Origin of the sequence: Rhizobium sp. Root274 (genome assembly GCF_001429245.1) — a bacterium.
Lineage (GTDB): Bacteria > Pseudomonadota > Alphaproteobacteria > Rhizobiales > Rhizobiaceae > Allorhizobium.
On the sequence record NZ_LMJE01000001.1, the window covers coordinates 308323 to 327425 of the forward strand.

At 62.2% G+C, this 19103-nt stretch carries 17 protein-coding genes; 14 read left to right on the plus strand and 3 right to left on the minus strand.

Annotated elements, in window-relative coordinates; translation table 11 throughout:
* Window positions 1-128: 128 nt before the first annotated feature.
* From purF to ASE36_RS01640, 3 genes are read left to right on the plus strand one after another with little or no spacing between them, the layout of a single operon-like run.
* Window positions 129-1619 carry an amidophosphoribosyltransferase gene (gene purF, locus ASE36_RS01630; RefSeq protein WP_062275000.1) on the plus strand — a complete coding sequence of 497 codons (1491 nt, stop codon included), beginning with the start codon at window positions 129-131 and terminating at the stop codon, window positions 1617-1619.
* Between the two features lie 35 nt (window positions 1620-1654).
* Window positions 1655-2395, plus strand: coding sequence for an SDR family NAD(P)-dependent oxidoreductase (locus ASE36_RS01635; protein WP_062275002.1), 741 nt, complete (start codon window positions 1655-1657; stop codon window positions 2393-2395).
* A gap of 56 nt (window positions 2396-2451) precedes the next feature.
* Window positions 2452-3333 (plus strand): DMT family transporter, encoded by an 882-nt coding sequence (locus tag ASE36_RS01640; protein WP_062275005.1) that lies wholly within the window; start codon window positions 2452-2454, stop codon window positions 3331-3333.
* Here the strand turns inward: ASE36_RS01640 and ASE36_RS01645 are convergent, their stop codons facing one another.
* Window positions 3334-4572, minus strand: a complete 1239-nt coding sequence (locus tag ASE36_RS01645) for a sensor domain-containing diguanylate cyclase (protein ID WP_062611230.1) — start codon at window positions 4570-4572, stop codon at window positions 3334-3336. It abuts the gene before it with no gap.
* A 309-nt stretch (window positions 4573-4881) separates the two neighbouring features.
* Here ASE36_RS01645 and cysS point away from each other — a divergent pair, with 309 nt between their 5' ends.
* The 8 genes from cysS to rarD all read left to right on the plus strand — a co-directional run bounded on the left by cysS (window position 4882) and on the right by rarD (window position 11903).
* Entirely contained in the window at window positions 4882-6366 is a 1485-nt protein-coding gene (gene cysS, locus ASE36_RS01650) for a cysteine--tRNA ligase (protein ID WP_062275011.1), read from the plus strand.
* A gap of 56 nt (window positions 6367-6422) precedes the next feature.
* The gene (locus ASE36_RS01655) at window positions 6423-6665 is read left to right on the plus strand and encodes an antitoxin (RefSeq protein WP_062275013.1); all 243 of its coding nucleotides are present in this window, start codon (window positions 6423-6425) and stop codon (window positions 6663-6665) included.
* 14 nt (window positions 6666-6679) lie between these two features.
* Window positions 6680-7078 carry a type II toxin-antitoxin system VapC family toxin gene (locus ASE36_RS01660; protein WP_062277828.1) on the plus strand — a complete coding sequence of 133 codons (399 nt, stop codon included), beginning with the start codon at window positions 6680-6682 and terminating at the stop codon, window positions 7076-7078.
* A 126-nt stretch (window positions 7079-7204) separates the two neighbouring features.
* The gene (locus ASE36_RS01665; RefSeq protein WP_062275015.1) at window positions 7205-7672 is read left to right on the plus strand and encodes a GFA family protein; all 468 of its coding nucleotides are present in this window, start codon (window positions 7205-7207) and stop codon (window positions 7670-7672) included.
* The gene (locus tag ASE36_RS01670; protein WP_062275017.1) at window positions 7669-8163 is read left to right on the plus strand and encodes a GFA family protein; all 495 of its coding nucleotides are present in this window, start codon (window positions 7669-7671) and stop codon (window positions 8161-8163) included. Before ASE36_RS01665 ends, ASE36_RS01670 begins: the two co-directional genes overlap by 4 nt.
* Complete coding sequence (gene pip, locus ASE36_RS01675) at window positions 8160-9125, plus strand: prolyl aminopeptidase (protein ID WP_062275019.1); 966 nt, start codon at window positions 8160-8162, stop codon at window positions 9123-9125. Before ASE36_RS01670 ends, pip begins: the two co-directional genes overlap by 4 nt.
* A gap of 145 nt (window positions 9126-9270) precedes the next feature.
* Window positions 9271-10887 carry a citramalate synthase gene (gene cimA, locus ASE36_RS01680; RefSeq protein WP_062277831.1) on the plus strand — a complete coding sequence of 539 codons (1617 nt, stop codon included), beginning with the start codon at window positions 9271-9273 and terminating at the stop codon, window positions 10885-10887.
* 119 nt (window positions 10888-11006) lie between these two features.
* On the plus strand, window positions 11007-11903 hold the full coding sequence (gene rarD, locus ASE36_RS01685; protein ID WP_062275021.1) for an EamA family transporter RarD: 897 nt from the start codon (window positions 11007-11009) through the stop codon (window positions 11901-11903).
* Between the two features lie 16 nt (window positions 11904-11919).
* On the opposite strand, the gene ASE36_RS01690 is transcribed toward rarD, so the two are convergent.
* Entirely contained in the window at window positions 11920-12540 is a 621-nt protein-coding gene (locus ASE36_RS01690; protein ID WP_062277835.1) for a TIGR00730 family Rossman fold protein, read from the minus strand.
* Between the two features lie 158 nt (window positions 12541-12698).
* Between ASE36_RS01690 and ASE36_RS01695 the strand changes: the two genes are divergently transcribed.
* Entirely contained in the window at window positions 12699-14852 is a 2154-nt protein-coding gene (locus ASE36_RS01695) for a LysM peptidoglycan-binding domain-containing protein (RefSeq protein WP_062275023.1), read from the plus strand.
* A 122-nt stretch (window positions 14853-14974) separates the two neighbouring features.
* A complete protein-coding gene (locus ASE36_RS01700) occupies window positions 14975-16864 on the plus strand; it encodes an ABCB family ABC transporter ATP-binding protein/permease (RefSeq protein WP_062275025.1) in 1890 nt (629 codons plus the stop codon).
* Window positions 16865-16879: 15 nt separating this feature from the next.
* On the opposite strand, the gene ASE36_RS01705 is transcribed toward ASE36_RS01700, so the two are convergent.
* Window positions 16880-18163: a GGDEF domain-containing protein gene (locus ASE36_RS01705; protein ID WP_162244199.1), complete on the minus strand. Its 1284-nt coding sequence runs from the start codon at window positions 18161-18163 to the stop codon at window positions 16880-16882.
* Window positions 18164-18395: 232 nt separating this feature from the next.
* Here ASE36_RS01705 and ASE36_RS01710 point away from each other — a divergent pair, with 232 nt between their 5' ends.
* A complete protein-coding gene (locus tag ASE36_RS01710; protein WP_062275029.1) occupies window positions 18396-19094 on the plus strand; it encodes a phosphatidylserine decarboxylase in 699 nt (232 codons plus the stop codon).
* Window positions 19095-19103: the final 9 nt, after the last annotated feature.

Below are 19103 nucleotides of genomic sequence, written 5' to 3' on the forward strand. Positions count from 1 at the left end.
TCATCGCGCGGCCTTGGCGCCGCGCGAACCGACACCCATATCAACGCCGCCGGATCGGGACAGACCGGCGGCTTAGCCGTTAGAAGCCCAGCATCCTTGCATCTGTCCCCGGAGCAAAGGCCCTCGCCATGAAGCAGATCAGCCCTTCTTATGTCGTGTATGGCAGCCATGACGACAAGTATCACGAGGAATGCGGGGTCTTCGGGATCCTCGGGCATCCGGACGCTGCAACGCTGACCGCGCTCGGTCTTCACGCGCTCCAGCATCGCGGCCAGGAAGCAGCCGGTATCGTCTCTTTCGACGGGCGTCAGTTCTACACCGAGAAGCACATGGGCCTGGTCGGCGACCACTATACCAACCCGGTGACGCTGGCGAAGCTGCCCGGCCCTCAGGCGATCGGCCACACCCGCTACTCGACGACCGGCGAAGTGGCGCTCCGCAATGTCCAGCCACTGTTTGCCGAACTTGAAGAAGGCGGCATCGCCATTGCCCATAACGGCAACTTCACCAATGGCCTGACGCTGCGCCGCCAGATCATCGCAACCGGCGCGATCTGTCAGTCGACCTCCGACACCGAAGTCGTTCTGCATCTCATCGCCCGCTCGCGTCACGCCTCCACCACCGACCGCTTCATCGACGCCATCCGCCAGATGGAAGGCGGCTATGCGATGATCGCGCTCACCCGCACCAAGCTGATTGCCGCCCGCGACCCGATCGGCATCCGGCCGCTGGTCATGGGTGATCTCGACGGCAAGCCGATCTTCTGTTCGGAGACCTGTGCGCTCGACATTATCGGCGCCAAGTTCGTGCGCGACGTGAAAAACGGCGAAGTGATCATCTGCGAAACACAGGCCGATGGCTCGGTCACCATCGAATCCCGCATGCCGGCGCGTCCGCAGCCGGAACGCGTCTGCCTGTTCGAATATGTCTATTTCGCCCGGCCGGATTCCGTCGTTGCCGGCCGCAACGTTTACACCACCCGCAAGAATGCCGGCATGAACCTCGCGCTCGAAGCGCCTGTCGACGCCGATGTCGTGGTGCCGGTTCCCGATGGCGGCACGCCGGCGGCACTCGGCTACGCGCAGCAGAGCGGCATTCCCTTCGAATACGGCATCATCCGCAACCATTATGTCGGCCGCACCTTCATCGAGCCGACCCAGCAGATCCGCGCCTTCGGCGTCAAGCTCAAGCATTCCGCCAACCGGGCGATGATCGAGGGCAAGCGCGTGGTGCTGGTGGACGATTCCATCGTGCGCGGCACCACCTCGCTGAAGATCGTGCAGATGATCCGCGACGCCGGCGCCAAGGAAGTGCATATCCGGGTCGCAAGCCCGATGATCTATCATCCCGACTTCTACGGCATCGATACGCCGGATCGCGACAAGCTGCTTGCGAACCAGTATGCGGGCGACGAGGCCATGGCGAAGTATATCGGCGCGGACTCGCTTGCCTTCCTGTCGATCGACGGCCTTTACAAGGCGGTCGGCGGCAAGCCACGCGACCCGGCCAACCCGCAGTTCACCGACCACTATTTCACCGGCGACTATCCGACCCGCCTCGTCGACAAGGAAAGCGAGAAGCCGGGCCGCAAGGAATCCATGCTCGCCGCCAACGGCTGAGCCACACGACCAAAGAGCATACGACAGGAATTTCCATGACCATCGACCTCAAGGGCCGGATTGCGCTCGTCACCGGCGCCTCGCGCGGCATCGGCTATTTCACCGCGATCGAACTCGCCAAGGCCGGCGCCCATGTGATTGCCTGTGCCCGCACGGTCGGCGGTCTCGAAGATCTTGACGACGCTATCAAAGCCGTCGGCGGTTCGGCGACGCTGGTGCCCTTCGATCTTGCCGACATGGCCGCGATCGACCAGCTTGGCGGTCACATCTTCGAGCGCTGGGGCAAGCTTGATATCGCCGTGTTGAATGCGGGCGTGCTCGGCGTCATCTCGCCGATCGGCCATGTCGAGGCAAAGGTCTTCGACAAGGTCATGACGATCAATGTCAACGCCACCTGGCGGCTGATCCGCTCGCTGGAGCCGCTTCTTATCAAGTCCGACCAGGGCCGCGTTCTGATCCTGTCTTCCGGCGCCGCCCACAAGTGCAAGCCCTTCTGGGGTCCCTACTCGGCCTCCAAGGCCGCCGTCGAGGCGCTCGCCCGCACCTGGGCTGCCGAAACCCAGCGCCTGCCGCTGCGTATCCTCTCGGTCGATCCGGGCGCCACCCGCACCGCCATGCGCGCCCAGGCCATGCCCGGCGAAGACCCGGACACGCTGCCGCATCCGTCCGAAGTCGCCGCCAAGCTCTTGCCTCTGGTCGGACCGGAGCAGACGGAAACCGGCAAGCTCTTCGTCGTGCGCGAAGGTAAGATCGTCGACTACCGCATGCCGGAGTAACGGGTTCCAGCCCAGGCGCCTGCCGCCAGGCAGTTGCCTCGTTTCAGGACTGATACATGGCCCCCAGAGATCTTGCCGCCTACCTCTACCTGTCTCTGGCGTGGGGGCTGTCCTTTCTGCTTCTGCTGCACGTCGTCGACGCCTTCGGCTGGATTGGGGCGGTGACATTTCGGTGCTTCATCGCAGGCGCCCTGCTCTATCTGATCGCCCGGGTCATGCGCCGCAGGCTCGACTTCAGCGCGGGCTGGCTACCGTTCGCGGTGGTTGGCGCCACCACGGTGGCGGGCCAGCTCATTGGCCTCTCTTACGCCACGCCGCGCATCGGGACGGCCATGGCGGCAATCTTCGTGGCTGCCATTCCGCTCTTTTCCATGGTGATTGCCCAGCTCTGGGGTCTGGAGCGGATCACGCCGCAACGGGTCCTCGGCCTTGTTCTCGGAACGATCGGCATCGTCATGCTTGTCGGCTTTCCGGCAGTGCCGGTGACGGCGGCCTTTCTGATCGGTTGTCTGGCGATGATCGGATCGACCTTTTCCGCCGCCTTCGGCAGCAATTATGCGAACCGCCATCTGGCGGGGACCGGCCCCTGGGAGGTCACGATCGGTTCGTTCATTTCAGGCGGCGTCATCGCCTTTCCGCTGCTCTGGTTTGTGCCCGTTCCCGGAACGCCTGCGCCGCTCGACTATCTCTATCTCTTCGCCCTTGCAGCATTGATGAGCGCGCTCACATACGTGCTCTATTTCGGGTTGGTGAAAAGCATCGGGGCGACGGCGGCTATCAGCGTCGAATTTGCCGTGACGGTCGTGGCCGTTCTTGTCGGCGCGCTAATCCTTGATGAACCCCTGACCCTGCTGCAGCTGTTCGGTGGCGCGGTCATCATCGCCGGCTGTTCGCTGGTGCTCGGGATTGTCCGGCTGCCGCCGCGTCGCGTCGTTTGATCAGGCGCTTCTGAGGCGCCTGCGGTTGGCTTTTGGCGGCGGCTCGTTGGCGATCAGCGCCAGCTTCCCGGCAGTGTCCGCCAAGAGTGCGGCCGGCTCGAAGAGGCGCACGCAATTGCGTCCATCGGCCTTGGCCCGGTAAAGGGCGGAATCGGCGCTGGCAAGCAGCGGATCCAAAGCGGTACCCCGCTCTGATGCCTCGCTCACACCGATGCTGACTGTCACCTTCAAGCCAGGATGGGAGGCGATGACGATCTCGGCCACGGCCCGACGCAGATTGTCTGCCAGCGCAACCGCCGTCTGGGCGTTGGTGCGCGGCATGAGACAGGCGAATTCCTCCCCGCCGATGCGCGCAAAGAGCCACCCCTTCGGCAATCGCTGCTCAATGGTGCGGGAAAACGCCACCAGCACCTGATCGCCCGCCGCATGTCCGTGGGTATCGTTGACCAGCTTGAAGTGGTCGATGTCGAGCAGCAACAGGCTTGCGCCCTCTTCCTGCAGCAGGATGCGGCTCGCTCCCGATACGAAGGTGCGGCGGTTGGCCAGATTCGTCAGCGGATCGCGCTCCGAGGCCACGCGGTATCGCAGTTCGTCCCGCTCCTTGCTCAGCATCAGCAGGGCGACGAGCGACAGAACGATCATCATGGAATTCGCCAGAACAACATAGGCAAACCAGGGCGCGGGGCTGCCGTCGGCGGCATAAGCCGGTGCCACGAAGATGCAAAGCGGGACCGATGTCAGCCAGACGATACCCCGGACGGCGTTTGTGATCGCCGCCAGATGGCGTGATGGCAATGGTTCCTTCTTGGCGCGGGCAAACATCTTGCCGGCGGCCAGCAGGCAATAGGTCGCAACAAGAATGCCGAGCACCGAGGTCTTCACCTCCATCGACTGCTGGAAAAGCGGGGTGAACCAAAGCATCATCCAGGCAACCATTCCAGCTGCGGCTTTCGGCAGAGAGACCCTTTCGCCTTCGAAGGCCATGACGGCCTGCCAATAGAGACCGACGGCAAGCACGCCCAGACCCAGACCGATACAGGACGACAGAAACAGCGGCAGGCTGTGGCGTCCGGCATGCAGTCCCATGGTCAGGCACGCGGCCACGCCTGCGGCCACCAACAGAGGCATCACCGGGCCACAGCGACTGCGCTTCCACATGTAGATCGTCACCAGCGTCGAAATGGTGGTGATCAGGGCATGGACGACCATGATCGTCGGCAGATGCAGGCTTGTGTCCATGTCGGAAATCATCTCTGACGGGTAAGGGCAAGGCCTTCTACCCTGCGGGATCGACCTTGAAAAAGGCTTAACTTGATAAGCGAGTATCCACATTAAAGGTTAGGCTGATCGCTGACAGCATCCCCTGTGGAACCCTTGACCAAATCGAAGACCCGCGCCATAACAGCGCCCATGAAAACGAGCCTCTGCACCATTTGCGGGATCATTATTCGCTAGCGCTTCGCTGGCCTGGCCGTTTTCGTCTCCTGCATAGACCCAGATGACAAACGCCCCGGTCCAGCCGGGTACCATTCGTTCTGGGAGTTTCACATGGCCGGCGGCCTCAAGCTTTACAACACGCTCACACGAGACAAGGTCGATTTCGAACCGATCGACCCCGATAATGTGCGCCTGTATGTCTGCGGCCCGACCGTCTACGATTTTGCCCATATCGGCAATGCACGGCCCGTCATCGTCTTCGACGTGCTCTTCCGGCTGCTGCGCCACACTTATGGCGCCGATAAGGTCACTTACGTTCGTAACATCACCGACGTGGACGACAAGATCAACGCACGCGCGCTTCGCGACTTCGGCAGCCAGATCGCCGGCGGTTCGATGAGCCTCAACGAAGCGATCCGGGCGGTCACCGGACCGACGGAGAGCCAGTTCCACGCGGACGTGGCGGCGCTGGGCTGCCTCAAGCCGACCGTCGAGCCACGTGCGACCGACAACATTCCGCAGATGATCGAGATCATTCAGCGGCTGCTCGACATGGGCCATGCCTATGTCGCCAAGGGATCGGAGGGGCACGAAGTGCTGTTTTCGACCGCCTCCATGGCGGATTATGGCATGCTGTCGAAGCGCAAGCTCGAGGATCAGCAGGCGGGCGCCCGCGTCGCGGTCGAAAACCACAAGATGAACCCGGCCGATTTCGTGCTGTGGAAGCAATCCGCCGATACAGAACCGGGCTGGCCGGCGAACTTCACCTTTGAAGCCAAGACCCATGCGATCTATGGTCGCCCCGGCTGGCATATCGAATGCTCCGCCATGTCGGACCGCTATCTCTGGGAAGAGATCAAGGACCGGCTGTCGCCCAAGGCCAAGGCCAAGCCGCACCAGTTTGATATCCATGGCGGCGGGCTGGACCTGATCTTCCCGCACCACGAAAACGAGATCGCCCAGTCCTGCTGCGCCTTCGACAACGACCTGATGGCAACCGTGTGGATGCATAACGGCTTCCTGCAGGTCGAAGGCCGCAAGATGTCGAAGTCCGAGGGCAATTTCGTCACGATCAACGAGCTCCTGGCGACGGAGAAGTTCGGCGGTCGCCAGTGGCCGGGCGAGGTTCTGCGGCTTGCCATGCTGATGACGCATTACCGCGAGCCGATCGATTTTTCGGTGAAGCGGTTGGAGGAGGCGGAGCGTCTGCTGGCGAAATGGCCAACGGGCGAAGCCGGTGATACGGCACCGGACGTATCCGTCCTCGAAGCGCTCTCAGACGATCTGAACACGGTTGCGGCCGTCCAGGCTCTGCATGCACTGGCTCAGGCAGCGAACGCGGATCCGTCCAAGCTGCCGCTCTTTGCCGCTTCGGCTGCTCTTCTCGGGGTCGCCCCGAAGAAGACCGAAGTCAGCGACGACCTCTCCGCCGCCGTCCAGGCGCTGGTCGACCTACGTCTAGAAATGCTGAAGGCAAAGAACTTTGCCGAGGCCGACCGTATCCGTGACGAGCTTGGCGAGAAGGGCATTCAGCTCAGGGACGGCAAGGACAAGGAGACCGGCGAGCGGGTGACGGGCTGGGAGGTCAAGCGGTAGTTGCTTGAGGGAGGCACTTGGCATATGCTTGGCATATGCCAACAGAGGAGGCGCGAATGGACCAGGAAAGACATGTCCGGATCTTCAAGAACGGTCGCAACCGCGCCGTCCGCATTCCTGTGGAGTTCGACTTTCCCGGTGACGAGGCGATCATGCGCAAGGAGGGCGACAAGATCACTCTTGAACCGGTCCAGACAAAGAAGGAAAGCCTGATCGAATGGCTCCGCCGCCAGGAGCCGATCGAAGAGGACTTCGACTTCGACCTTCGTGAACCACCAGCGCGGGACGTCGACCTGTGAACACGGCCCGCTACATGCTGGACACGAACGTGGTTTCGGATGTCATCCGCAACCCGCATGGATCTGCCGCTGCGATGATCGAGAGCGTGGGCGATGCCCAAGTGGCGATCAGTTCGATCGTTGCGTCAGAACTGCGCTTCGGTATTTTGAAACGCAACTCCGAACGGCTCACATTCCTAGTTGAGAACCTTCTTGATCGCGTCTCGATCCTGCCCTACGAGGACAAGGAAGCCTCCCATTTCGCTGAGATCCGGCTCGACCTTGAGCGAAACGGTACGCCGATCGGCTCAACGGATCTCTTTATCGCCGCACATGCGAGATCTCTGGACGTGACACTTGTCACGGCGAACATCCGCGAGTTCGGTCGAGTGCCGGGCCTCAAGGTCGAAAACTGGGTAGGACCAAATCGATGACCCAGCCCAGTCCCAACACCAAGATGCCGAAATGGCTGCTCTACGGCCTGATCGCCAAGGGCGCCCTGATCGCTGCAGTGATCATCGGTGTCACCCTTTACGTGACGCTCAAATGAGGAAAAACCGATGAGTGAAATCGAAAGCGGAGGCTGTCAGTGCGGGGCGATCCGGTTCCAGGCGTCGAAGCTTGGCCGGCCGTCGATCTGTCATTGCCGCATGTGCCAGAAGCAGTTCGGCTCCTTCTTCGGTGCCTTCGTCACCGCCGATCAGGCGCATCTGACCTGGACGCGCGGGCAGCCGATGCTCTACCGCTCCTCCGCGAAGGTGAAGCGCGGCTTCTGTGCCAAATGTGGCACGCCGCTCTCCTATCATCACCCCAGCGGCGTGGAACTCGCCATCGGCGCCTTCGACCATCCGGAGCGTTTCGAACCGCAGATCCAGGTGAACCATCACCAGCGGCTGCCCTGGATCGATCACCTGTTCGAGAAGCCTGCCTATAGCAGCCCGGCCATGGAAGAATTCTTTGCGTCGGTCGAAAGCTTCCAGCATCCCGACCACGATACGGCGCAATGGCCGCCGGAGGATGAGCAATGACCCGTCAAGTGCATTCGGGCGGCTGCCAGTGTGGCGCCATCCGCTACAAGATCGCCGGAGACCTCGGCTATCCGCATATCTGCCATTGTCGCATGTGCCAGAAGGCGAGCGGCAATTTCTTCATGGCGCTTGCCGGTTCCCGGCAGGAGGATTTCCTTCTGATGCGCGGCGAACCAGGCTGGTTTCAGTCCTCGGACCCTTGCGGGCGCGGCTTTTGCAAGGACTGCGGCACGCCGCTCTTCTTCCGCACCAAGGGTTCGCCTTACATCAGCGTCACGATCGGCAGCCTCGACAAGCCGGAACTCGCCGAGCCGATCTCGCAGGATGGCGTTGAAAGCCGGGTGAGCTATTTCGACAAGCTCTTCGGCCTGCCGGAGAAGCAGACGGACCGTTCGGACCTGCCGGCGGGCAATGCCGGGATCGCCGCCACCTCGCGGCAGCATCCCGATCACGATACGGTGGCCTGGCCACTGACAAGAGACATGACATGACCACGGAATTGCGCGGGTTTTATCCCGAGATCGAACCCTATGAGACCGGCATGCTGGATGTCGGCGATGGGCATATGGTCTATTGGGAGCGCGTGGGCACCAGAGGCGCGAAACCGGCCGTGTTCCTGCATGGTGGTCCGGGCGGTACGTCCAGCCCCCTGCAGCGCCGGTTGTTCGATCCGGCTCTCTACGACGTAATCCTGTTCGACCAGCGTGGCTGCGGCAAGTCGACCCCGCATGCCTCGCTTGAGGCGAACACCACTTGGCATCTGGTCGCCGATATCGAGCGGTTGCGCGAGATGATGGGCGTCGAGCAGTGGCTCGTCTTCGGCGGCTCATGGGGTTCAACCCTGGCGCTCGCCTATGCCGAGACGCATCCGGAGCATGTGTCCGAACTGGTCCTGCGCGGTATCTACATGCTGACGAAGGCGGAACTCGACTGGTACTACCAGTTCGGTGTCTCCGAGATGTTTCCGGACAAGTGGGAGCGTTTCTGCGCACCGATCCCGGAGAACGAGCGCCACGAGATGATGGCGGCCTATCGTCGCCGGCTGACGGGCACCGACCGCGAGGAGCAACTGCGCTGCGCGGTGGCATGGAGCTCCTGGGAAGGCGAGACGATCACGCTTCTGCCGAACCCCGACTATTCCGGCCATTTCTACGACGCAGAATTCGCGCTCGCCTTCGCGCGCATCGAAAACCACTTCTTCGTCCATGCCGGCTGGCTGGAGGAAGGTCAATTGCTGCGGGATGCCCACAAGCTGAAGGATATCCCCGGCGTCATCATCCACGGCCGTTACGACATGCCTTGCCCGGCGAAATATGCTTGGGCTCTGCACAAGGCCTGGCCGAAGGCGGATTTCCACCTGATCGAGGGGGCGGGTCACGCCTATCTCGAGCCCGGCATTCTCGACCAGCTGATCCGGGCAACGGATCGGTTTACGGGGAAGAATTATATTTGAGATTTGCCCCTCACCCTACCCTCTCCCCGCAGGCGGGGAGAGGGAGTGAAGTCGGCGCCGTTTCGGCCTTCTCCCCGCTCGCGGGGAGAAGGTGGCGGCAGCCGGATGAGGGGCCGACATGACGTATTTGCCCAAGGACAACAGCATGACACGCGAAAAGATCACCCTGTTCGACACGACACTGCGCGACGGCCAGCAGACGCCGGGCGTGGATTTTTCGGTTGAGGACAAGATTGCGATTGCGGCCATGCTGGACGAGTTCGGCATCGACTATGTGGAGGGCGGTTATCCGGGGGCGAACCCGACCGACACGACGTTCTTTTCGAGGAAGCGCACGCAGAAGGCCGGCTTCGTCGCCTTCGGCATGACCAAACGCGCGGGCATTTCCGCCTCCAATGACCCTGGCCTCACGCAGCTCCTGCAGGCGAAGGCGGACGCTGTCTGCCTCGTTGCCAAGAGTTGGGATTATCACCTGAAGGTGGCGCTCGGTTGCTCAAACGAGGAAAACCTCGACAGCATCCGCGAGAGCGTCGAGGCCGTGGTCGCTGCAGGCAAGATCGCGATGGTCGATTGCGAGCACTTCTTCGACGGCTATAAGGCCAATCCGCAATATGCCTTGGCCTGCGCCAAGGCTGCCTATGATGCCGGCTCCCGCTGGGTCGTGCTCTGCGATACCAATGGCGGCACGCAGCCGCCGGAGATCCGCGAGATCGTCCAGGCTGTCATCGCAGCCGGCATCCCCGGATCCTCACTCGGCATCCATGCCCACAACGACACGGGGCAGGCGGTCGCCAATTCGCTCGCCGCCGTCGAGGCAGGCGTGCGACAGATCCAGGGCACGCTGAACGGGATTGGCGAACGCTGCGGCAATGCGGATCTCGTCACGATCATCCCGACGCTCTGTCTCAAGGAAACCTATGCGTCGCGCTTCGAGACCGCGATCGACACGGAAAAACTCGTCGGCCTCACGCGCCTGTCGCGCGCCTTCGACGAACTCTTGAACCGCTCGCCCAACCACCAGTCGCCTTATGTCGGCGGCTCGGCCTTCGCCACCAAGGCCGGTATCCATGCTTCGGCGCTGCTCAAGGACCCGAAGACCTATGAACATGTCGAGCCGGAGAGTGTCGGCAATTTCCGCAAGGTCATGGTCTCCGACCAGGGCGGCAAGGCGAACTTCCTCAACGAGCTGAAACGTCGCGGCATCACGGTTGCCAAGGACGATCCGAAGCTCGACACGCTGATCTCGGTCGTCAAGGAGCGTGAAGCCTCAGGCTATGCCTATGAGGGCGCGGATGCGAGCTTCGAGCTTCTGGCGCTCAAGACACTCGGCACCGTGCCTGATTTCTTCGCGGTCGAAAGTTTCCGCGTGATGGTCGAACGCCGTTTCGACAGCCATGGACGGCTGAAAACCGTCTCCGAAGCCGTGGTCAAAGTGCTCGTGGACGGCGAGACCGTGATGTCGGTTGCCGAAGGCGATGGGCCGGTCAACGCACTCGACATCGCGCTTCGCAAGGATCTCGGCAAGTATCAGTCGGAAATCCTCGATCTGGAACTGGCGGACTACAAGGTGCGTATCCTCAACGGCGGCACGGAGGCGATCACCCGCGTTCTAATCGAATCCACCGATGCCACCGGGGCCCGCTGGTGGACGGTCGGGGTATCGGAGAATATCATTGACGCCTCCTTCCAGGCGCTGATGGACAGTATCGTCTACAAGCTGATGAAGAACCGGGATCTGGCAGGCAAGATCGCGGGTGAGTAGCCCGAGCTGGGCGTCACCAATCGCGCCAGATGAAGGATCCATCACTGAAATGCATTTGCGCCCGCATCTCCGCGGGCGTATGGCCGTTTTCCAAAGCATAACAAAAGTCAGGAAACACTATGGCCGACGTCACCGCTCCTGCAGAGAATAGGGACAGCCTGAACGGCTTTCTCTTTGCCCTTTCTGCCTATCTGCTGTGGGGTTTTCTGCCGCTCTATATGAAGGCCATGGCGCATATCTCGCCGGCCGAAGTGATTGCGCACCGCATTCTCTGGTCCGTGCCGGTGGCAGGACTGCTGCTGCTGGTGATCCGGCAGACCGATGATCTCAAAAAGGCGATCCGCAACCCGCGCATGCTTGGCATGGCCGCTGTCACCGCCACTCTTATCAGCGTCAACTGGGGCATCTATGTTTGGGCAATCGGCGCCGGCCATGCGCTTGATACCGCGCTCGGGTATTTCATCAATCCGCTCTTCTCGATCCTGCTTGGCGCTGTCATCCTCAAGGAAAAGCTGAAAAAGACACAGATCGCGGCGCTTGCGCTCGTGGTGCTCGCCGTGGTGATCCTGACGGTCGAGGCAGGCCGCCTGCCGGTCGTTGCGCTGGCGCTCACCTTCTCCTGGGGCTTCTACGCCTTCTTCCGCAAGACGCTGCCGATCGGGCCAAACCAGGGTTTCCTGCTGGAAGTGCTGCTGCTGTCCCCGATCGCCCTTGGCTATCTCGTCTATCTCAACCTCTTCGGCGAGGGGCATTTCCTGAAGGGCAATGTCACCGATACGGTGTTGCTCGCCTCTGCCGGACTGGTCACGGCGGTGCCGCTGATCCTCTATGCCAACGGCGCCAAGCTGCTCCGGCTGTCGACCATCGGCATCATGCAGTATATCGCGCCGTCGATGATCTTCATCACCGCCGTCTTCGTCTTCCATGAGCCGTTCAGCACGGCAAAGGCGGTCGCCTTTCCGCTGATCTGGCTGGCGCTGGTGATCTATACATTGCCGATGTTGAAGCGCCGCTGAGGCGCTTCCTCGCAGGTCAGAGTTTAGCGATGGTCGCCGGGTCGCCTTCCGGCGTCTCGGTTTCTGTCCAGCGCGCCTGGATCGACGGCACGATGTCCTCGATCCGGTCGATCACCATCGGGCGCACACGGTGGGCCGTGTGGATGAAGCCAGAGGCCGACATATGGTCGACAAGCTCCAGCATCGGCTTCCAGAAGTCGTTGATATTGGCAAAGACCATCGGCTTTTCATGACGGCCGAGCTGGCCCCAGGTCATGATCTCGACGATCTCTTCCAGCGTGCCGATGCCGCCCGGCAAGGTCACGAAAGCGTCAGAACGTTCAAACATCGAATGCTTGCGCTCGTGCATGTCCTTGGTGATGATCAGCTCATTGAGCTGGCCCAGCGAATGGCGCGTCGCTTCCATGTCGACGAGGAATTCGGGGATGATGCCGGTGACATGACCGCCTGCCGAGAGCACGCCGGCAGCGACCGCCCCCATGATGCCTTTGGTGCCGCCGCCATAGACGAGGCGCAGGCCGTTTTCAGCCAATGAGCGGCCAAAGGCGCGGCCGGCCTCCATGAAGGCAGGATCGCGTCCCGGCTGGGAGCCGCAATAGACGCAGACGGATCGAATCGGGGTATTTTGTTCACTCATGCCGGCCAAAAAACAGGCTGGCGGCAGCAAGGTCAACAAAATTGGCTGAAAACCTCAGGCAAGCCCGGCGGATTTGGCTTGCGACGCTTGTCGAAACAAGCAGTTAAGGCTAGCAATTCCAGGGGATATGGCGGATGTTCCGCCGGGAGACTTGAGATATGAAGAACCGTGCCCTTTGGGTGGTCCTGTTTGTACTTGCCATCGTGACCTTGCTGATGGTTTTCGTCATCATGCCGCGGCTCAATCCGACCGGCGACACGGCGCCTGCCATCAGTGCGACGTCTGACGCGGTCAAGTCGGCCGCTGATCAGGCCGCAGCAAGCGTGGACAACGCAACCGCCGGCCTCGCCGATGCGGCTGCCGAAAAAATGGATCGCCTGAAAGCCGATGCAGTGAAGGCCGTTGATGGTATCACGGCCCTCTTCGCCGATGGCCGGACACCGGGTGTTGAAGCCTATAGCGCGGCCAAGACGCTGGCACAGGGTGCTGTGAAGGCTCTTACGTCGATCGAGATGCCTGAAGGCATTGACGCCAAGCTGACCGACGCGATGAAGGCCCTGCAGGCGGATGCCGCCCGGGCTCTTGCGCTGATCGAGCAGCTGCCGGACGATCCGGCGAAGGCTGCAGGCCTCATCGCCTCGATCAAGGACGCCCTGCTCGGCAAGCCTGCCGACACTGCCGCCGCACCGGCGGAAGCAGCTGGCGCCGATGTGCCACGCTTCGACGTACTTCGCGTCGAACCCGACGGCTCGACGGTCATTGCCGGCAATGCTGCACCCGGCGCCAAGGTCGAAATCCTCAATGACGGCACCGTGATTTCCTCGCAGACCGTCGACGGCACCGGCGACTTCGCTGCCGTGCTCGACAATCCATTGCCCCCGGGGGATCACGCCTTGCAGATCCGCGCCACCGCCGCGGATGGCAAAGTCGTCACCTCGGAAGAAGTTGCGACCGTCTCCGTCCCCGACGGCGGCAAGGGCGAGTTGCTCGCCATGGTGTCTAAGCCCGGAAAAGCAAGCCGGCTGATCACGCTGCCGGGCGCGGCCGATGCGGCCCAGGCCACGCCGGCCGCGGCGCCTGCTGCTGCCGCATCGACTGAGGTAACGCCTGCAGCGCAGCCAGCCGCCGCTGCCGCGACCGCTGCAACGCCTGCCGTTTCCATGCCCGAACTGCCGGCGGCCTCGAGCCAGCTTGCAGGCTCTGCTCCGACCATTCCGGCAACCGGCACCGACACGGCTTCTGCACCTGCCGCGCAGCCGGCCACAGATGCCTCAACGACGCCGGCGGCACCCGCCACGACAGGCGCGGCGGAAGTCCAGGTGACTGCGGTTGAAATCGAGGGTGACCGGATCTTCGTCGCCGGCAAGGCTCCTGTCGGCGCGATCGTTCGCGGCTTTGCCGACAAGGCCACGATCGGCGAGAGCAAGACCGATGCCAGCGGCAATTTCGTCATCGACGGCACCATGACGCTTTCCGTCGGAAGCCACATCATCGAAGTCGAAATGCTGGATGCATCGGGCAAGGTCGTCGTTCGCGCCTCCGTTCCGTTCGAGCGGCCCGAAGGCGAGCAGGTCTCGGTCGTGGCGCAGAGTGCCGACGCGACTGCGGCTGACGCCGGCCATCCGGAGCTGGCCGAGTTTGAACGTCTTCGCGTCTCACTCACCAAGGCGCTGACCATCCTTGAAAACCTCTACGCCAATGGCCAGAAGCCGGCGCTGGAACAGCTCGCGGCTGCTCGTTCGGCAACCGAGTTCGGCCTGCAGTCGATCATCGGCTTCCGCCCGGGCGCGACCGCGACACCTGAATTCGTTGCGAGCGTCGGCGTCCATGGTGCAAAGGCCAAGGAAGCGCTTGCCCTGTTGCAGTCGGTGAAGACCGGCGATGTCGACGGGCTGGGCGCCGCCTTGCCGAAACTCGTTGCGCTGATCCGTGACCTCTTGTCCGAGCCGACACCCTCTGCGGCGGCGGTGGCGCCAGCGGCTCCGGCAACGACCCCGGCCCCGGCGACGCAGGCGCCCGCTGCCGAGACAGCTGCCGCCGACACGGCTGCCGCACCGAAGACGATCCAGCAGGCGCCGCTCGCTAAGAGCGAAAACAGCGTGATCATCCGGCGGGGCGATACGCTTTGGCAGATCTCGCGACGCGTTTATGGTCAGGGTGTTCGCTACACCACGATCTACCTCGCTAACGAGAACCAGATCCGCAATCCGGACCTGATCGAACCGGGCCAGATCTTCACGGTGCCGAAGGACGCTCTGCCGAATGCCGAGGAAATCCACCGCAAACGTCTGCGGGGAGAGCCGGTGAACTGAGCTTTCACGATCCGGTCATTGTATTGGGGCAGACAAAACCCTAATTGACGAAAGCGGCGGCCCAACAGGGTCGCCGCTTTTTATCTGCGCTTACACTTCTTTGCTTGCTGACGGGGGCCGGAATGACGGACAGGAAAAAGAAAACCGTATCGGCCGACAGCGGCAATCCGACGGAAACGCTGGTCAATCTCTGGCCCTATATGTGGCCCGCCGACCGCATGGACCTGAAGATGCGCGTGGTCTGGGCCACCGTCTTCCTGATCGTCTCCAAGTTCGTGTTGATCCTCGTCCCCTATTTCTTCAAATGGGCGACAGACGCGTTGAACGGCAAGCTTGACATGGTCGGCGTTCTGCCCGCCTTCCTGCTCGGCGCCGTGGCACTCGTCATCTTCTACAATGTCACCCGCATCGCCCAGGTGGGCCTCAACCAGCTGCGTGACGCGCTGTTTGCCAGTGTCGGCCAGTATGCCGTGCGCCAGCTCGCCTACAAGACCTTCGTCCACATGCACCAGCTGTCGCTGCGCTTCCATCTGGAGCGCAAGACGGGCGGGTTGTCGCGCATCATCGAGCGCGGCACCAAGGGGATCGAAACGATCGTGCGCTTCACGATCCTCAACTCGATCCCGACGCTCATCGAATTCCTGCTGACGGCCGCGATCTTCTGGTGGACCTACGGCTTCTCCTATCTCGCCGTCACCGCCTTTACCGTCTGGGCCTATATCTGGTTCACCATCCGGGCGTCGGACTGGCGCATCGGCATTCGCCGCGCGATGAACGACAGCGACACGGATGCCAATACCAAGGCCATCGACTCGCTTTTGAACTTCGAGACGGTCAAGTATTTCGGCAATGAGGAAATGGAGGCCAAGCGCTTCGATGCCTCCATGGCGAGATACGAGAAATCCGCGACCCAGGTCTGGACCTCGCTCGGGTGGCTGAACTTCGGTCAGGGTGTGATCTTCGGCATCGGCACCGCGGTCATCATGGTCATGTCGGCCATGGCCGTCCAGCGGGGCGACCAGACGATCGGCGACTTCGTCTTCGTCAATGCGCTCCTGATGCAGCTCTCCGTACCGCTCAACTTCATCGGCTTCGTCTACCGCGAAATCCGCCAGGGCCTGACCGATATCGAACAGATGTTCGACCTGCTGGAGGTTCAGGCTGAGGTCGTCGACCGTCCCGGGGCCAAGCCGCTGTCGATCGACAAGGGCGCCATTGCCTTCAAGGACGTGCACTTCCACTACGACCCCGATCGGCCGATCCTGAAAGGCGTCTCCTTCGAAGTGCCGGCCGGCAAGACCGTCGCAGTTGTAGGGCCGTCGGGCGCTGGCAAGTCGACGATCTCACGCCTGCTCTACCGTTTCTACGACGTGCAGCACGGATCGATCACCATTGACGGCCAGGATGTGCGCGACGTGACGCAGAAGTCGCTGCGAGCCGGCATCGGCATGGTGCCGCAGGATACCGTGTTGTTCAACGACACCATTGCCTACAACATCCGCTATGGCCGCCCCAGCGCGTCGGACGCGGAGATCGAGCAGGCGACCGAGGTGGCGCAGATCGCCCGCTTCATCAAGGAACTGCCTGAAGGCTACAACACGAAAGTCGGCGAGCGCGGGTTGAAGCTGTCCGGTGGCGAGAAGCAGCGCGTGGCGATTGCCCGCACGGTGCTGAAGGCCCCGCCGATCCTGATCCTCGACGAGGCGACCTCGGCGCTCGACACCACGACGGAACACGAAATCCAGTCGGCGCTCGATGTGGTCTCGAAGAACCGCACGACGCTGGTCATCGCGCACCGGCTCTCCACGGTGGTCAATGCCGACGAAATCATCGTCTTGAAGGGCGGCGAGATCGCCGAGCGCGGCAGCCATTCGGTCCTGCTTGAGCAGAACGGTCTCTATGCCTCCATGTGGAACCGCCAGCGTGAGGCGACACAGGCCGAAGAACGGCTGCGGCAGGTCCGTGAAAGCGATGAACTGGGTGTCGTGGTACGGCGTCCTCCGGCCGTCTGAGCGAAGGATGCGCGCTTATTCGGCGAGGCAGATCCGATTGCGGCCATCGCGCTTGGCCCGGTAAAGCGCGAGATCGGCGCGGCGCAGGGCCTGGTCAATGGTCTCGTCCAAGGGCTTGAAGAAGGCGAGGCCGATGCTGATCGTACCGGCGGCACCGACACCGGTGTGGACCTGGCAGTAGCGGGCAATGTCCTGCCGAGCCAGTTCGAGCATGTCGGACGCAGCGGGAGCGACTTCCTTCGTGAAGAAAGCGAAGAACTCCTCACCGCCGGCACGGGCGACCAGCATGCCACCGGCCTCCTGGGTCCGCAGCGTGTCGACGATCGAACAAAGGGTGATATCCCCTTCGGCGTGCCCAAGTTCGTCATTGATGGATTTGAAATTGTCGATGTCGATGACAGCAACCGCCAGCACATCCCCCGGGCTGGCAAGCGCTATCTCGGACGAGGCCACTTCGAAGAACTTGCGGCGATTGGCGGCATTGGTCAGAGGATCGCGTTCGGCGGCCTCGGTCAGCCGGGCCTCCAGTTCCTTGCGCTCGGTGATGTCGATGACCACGCCGGCAAGGCCGCGGGCGTCGCCTTTTCGGGAATCGAGGCGCGCCTTGTGCACCATGATATGGCGTATTCCGGCCTCAGGCAGACAGACATCGGTCTCCGACCGCATCACCCCGCCCTGGCGTAGCAGCTGAAGGTCTGATTCGTGGTAGGCCTCAGCCGATCCGGGGGGAAGAAAATCCTGCAGGCGGCGGCCAAGGATCTGCTCGTGACCGACACCGAGGAACTGGCCGAAAGCCGCGTTGCAGACCAGATAGCGACCGTCCGCGTCCTTCACGTAGATGGGGGTCGGCAGATGGTCGAGCCCCTCCTGCCAGATGTCGAGCTTCTCCTGCATGCTGCGCTGCCAGCTTTCGTTGTGGCGCCGCAATTCGAGATGGCGCTTGGCACGCATCAGGCAGGGGACCAGTTGGCGCAGGTCACTGCCGACAAGCACATCATCGGCTCCCGCTGCAAAGAGCGCGGCCTGCAGGGACGGTTCCAGCTCCTCGGACACGACGGCGATGACGTAGATTGTTTCGCGGTGGACAGCGCGCAGATTTACGAGTTCCACCCCGAGGGAGCCCGCCTCGACTGCGGCGAAACAGACGGCCCCGGCGCCGATCTGTGCAGGGTCGCCGACAGCCGTTGCATTCAAGGGATGCAGCATGACGGGCTGGGGTCTGCCGAATGCGGAAAACCAGCACAATCCCTCAGCAGGGGCAGCATCGTCGTACCGGTCAGACTTGAGAGCGGGTTGCAAGTGGAATTTCCTTGTCCGGAGACGGTCCGCCTCCGCATGCTGTAGCCACGCCTTTTTTAGGGGGTAATTATTTACAGAGTCTCGCCAGCTTTGCTCCAATTGGATCTTTTTTGTGCTGCGCATAGGATTGTGCAGCGAAGCCTTTGGACGACGAGATTTTCAGGCTGGCATTGCCCCTGTCAGTCTTTCGCGGTAGTCACGGGCAAACAAAATCATACGGATCGAGGAACTCATGGATCTTCTGGAAACCATACGCAAGACGATCGTACCCGTGCACAAGGAAGGCTATGTCTTCATCGCGGCCTTTTTCGTTGCGTCGCTGGTGCTCGGCTGGCTCTGGGACCCGTTGTTCTGGATCGGCCTGATCCTGACGCTCTGGTGCGCCTATTTCTTCCGTGATCCGGAACGCGTCACCCCGCAGGACGAAGACCTGGTGATCAGCCCCGCTGATGGCCGCGTGTCCTCGGTGCAGATGATCGTGCCGCCGGAAGAGCTGCAACTCGGCCACGAGCCGATGCTGCGCATCACCGTCTTCATGAACGTCTTCAACTGCCATGTGAACCGTGCACCGATGCGCGGCCGCGTGACGACGATCGCCTATAAGGAAGGCGAATTCCTGAACGCCGAACTGGACAAGGCGAGCACTGACAACGAGCGCAACGGTCTCGTCATCGAAACCCGCCATGGCGCCATCGGTGTCGTGCAGATCGCCGGCCTCGTTGCCCGTCGCATCATTTGCTGGACCAACCCGAACGATCCGCTGGATGCCGGTGAACGCTTCGGCCTGATCCGTTTCGGCTCACGCCTCGACGTTTTCCTTCCGGCGGGCGCCGAACCGCGCGTCTCGGTCGGCCAGACAGCGATTGCCGGTGAAACCGTGATTGCCGAATTCGGTTCGATCAAGGGGCCGGTCATCAGCCGCCGCGCCTGAGGGAGGGCA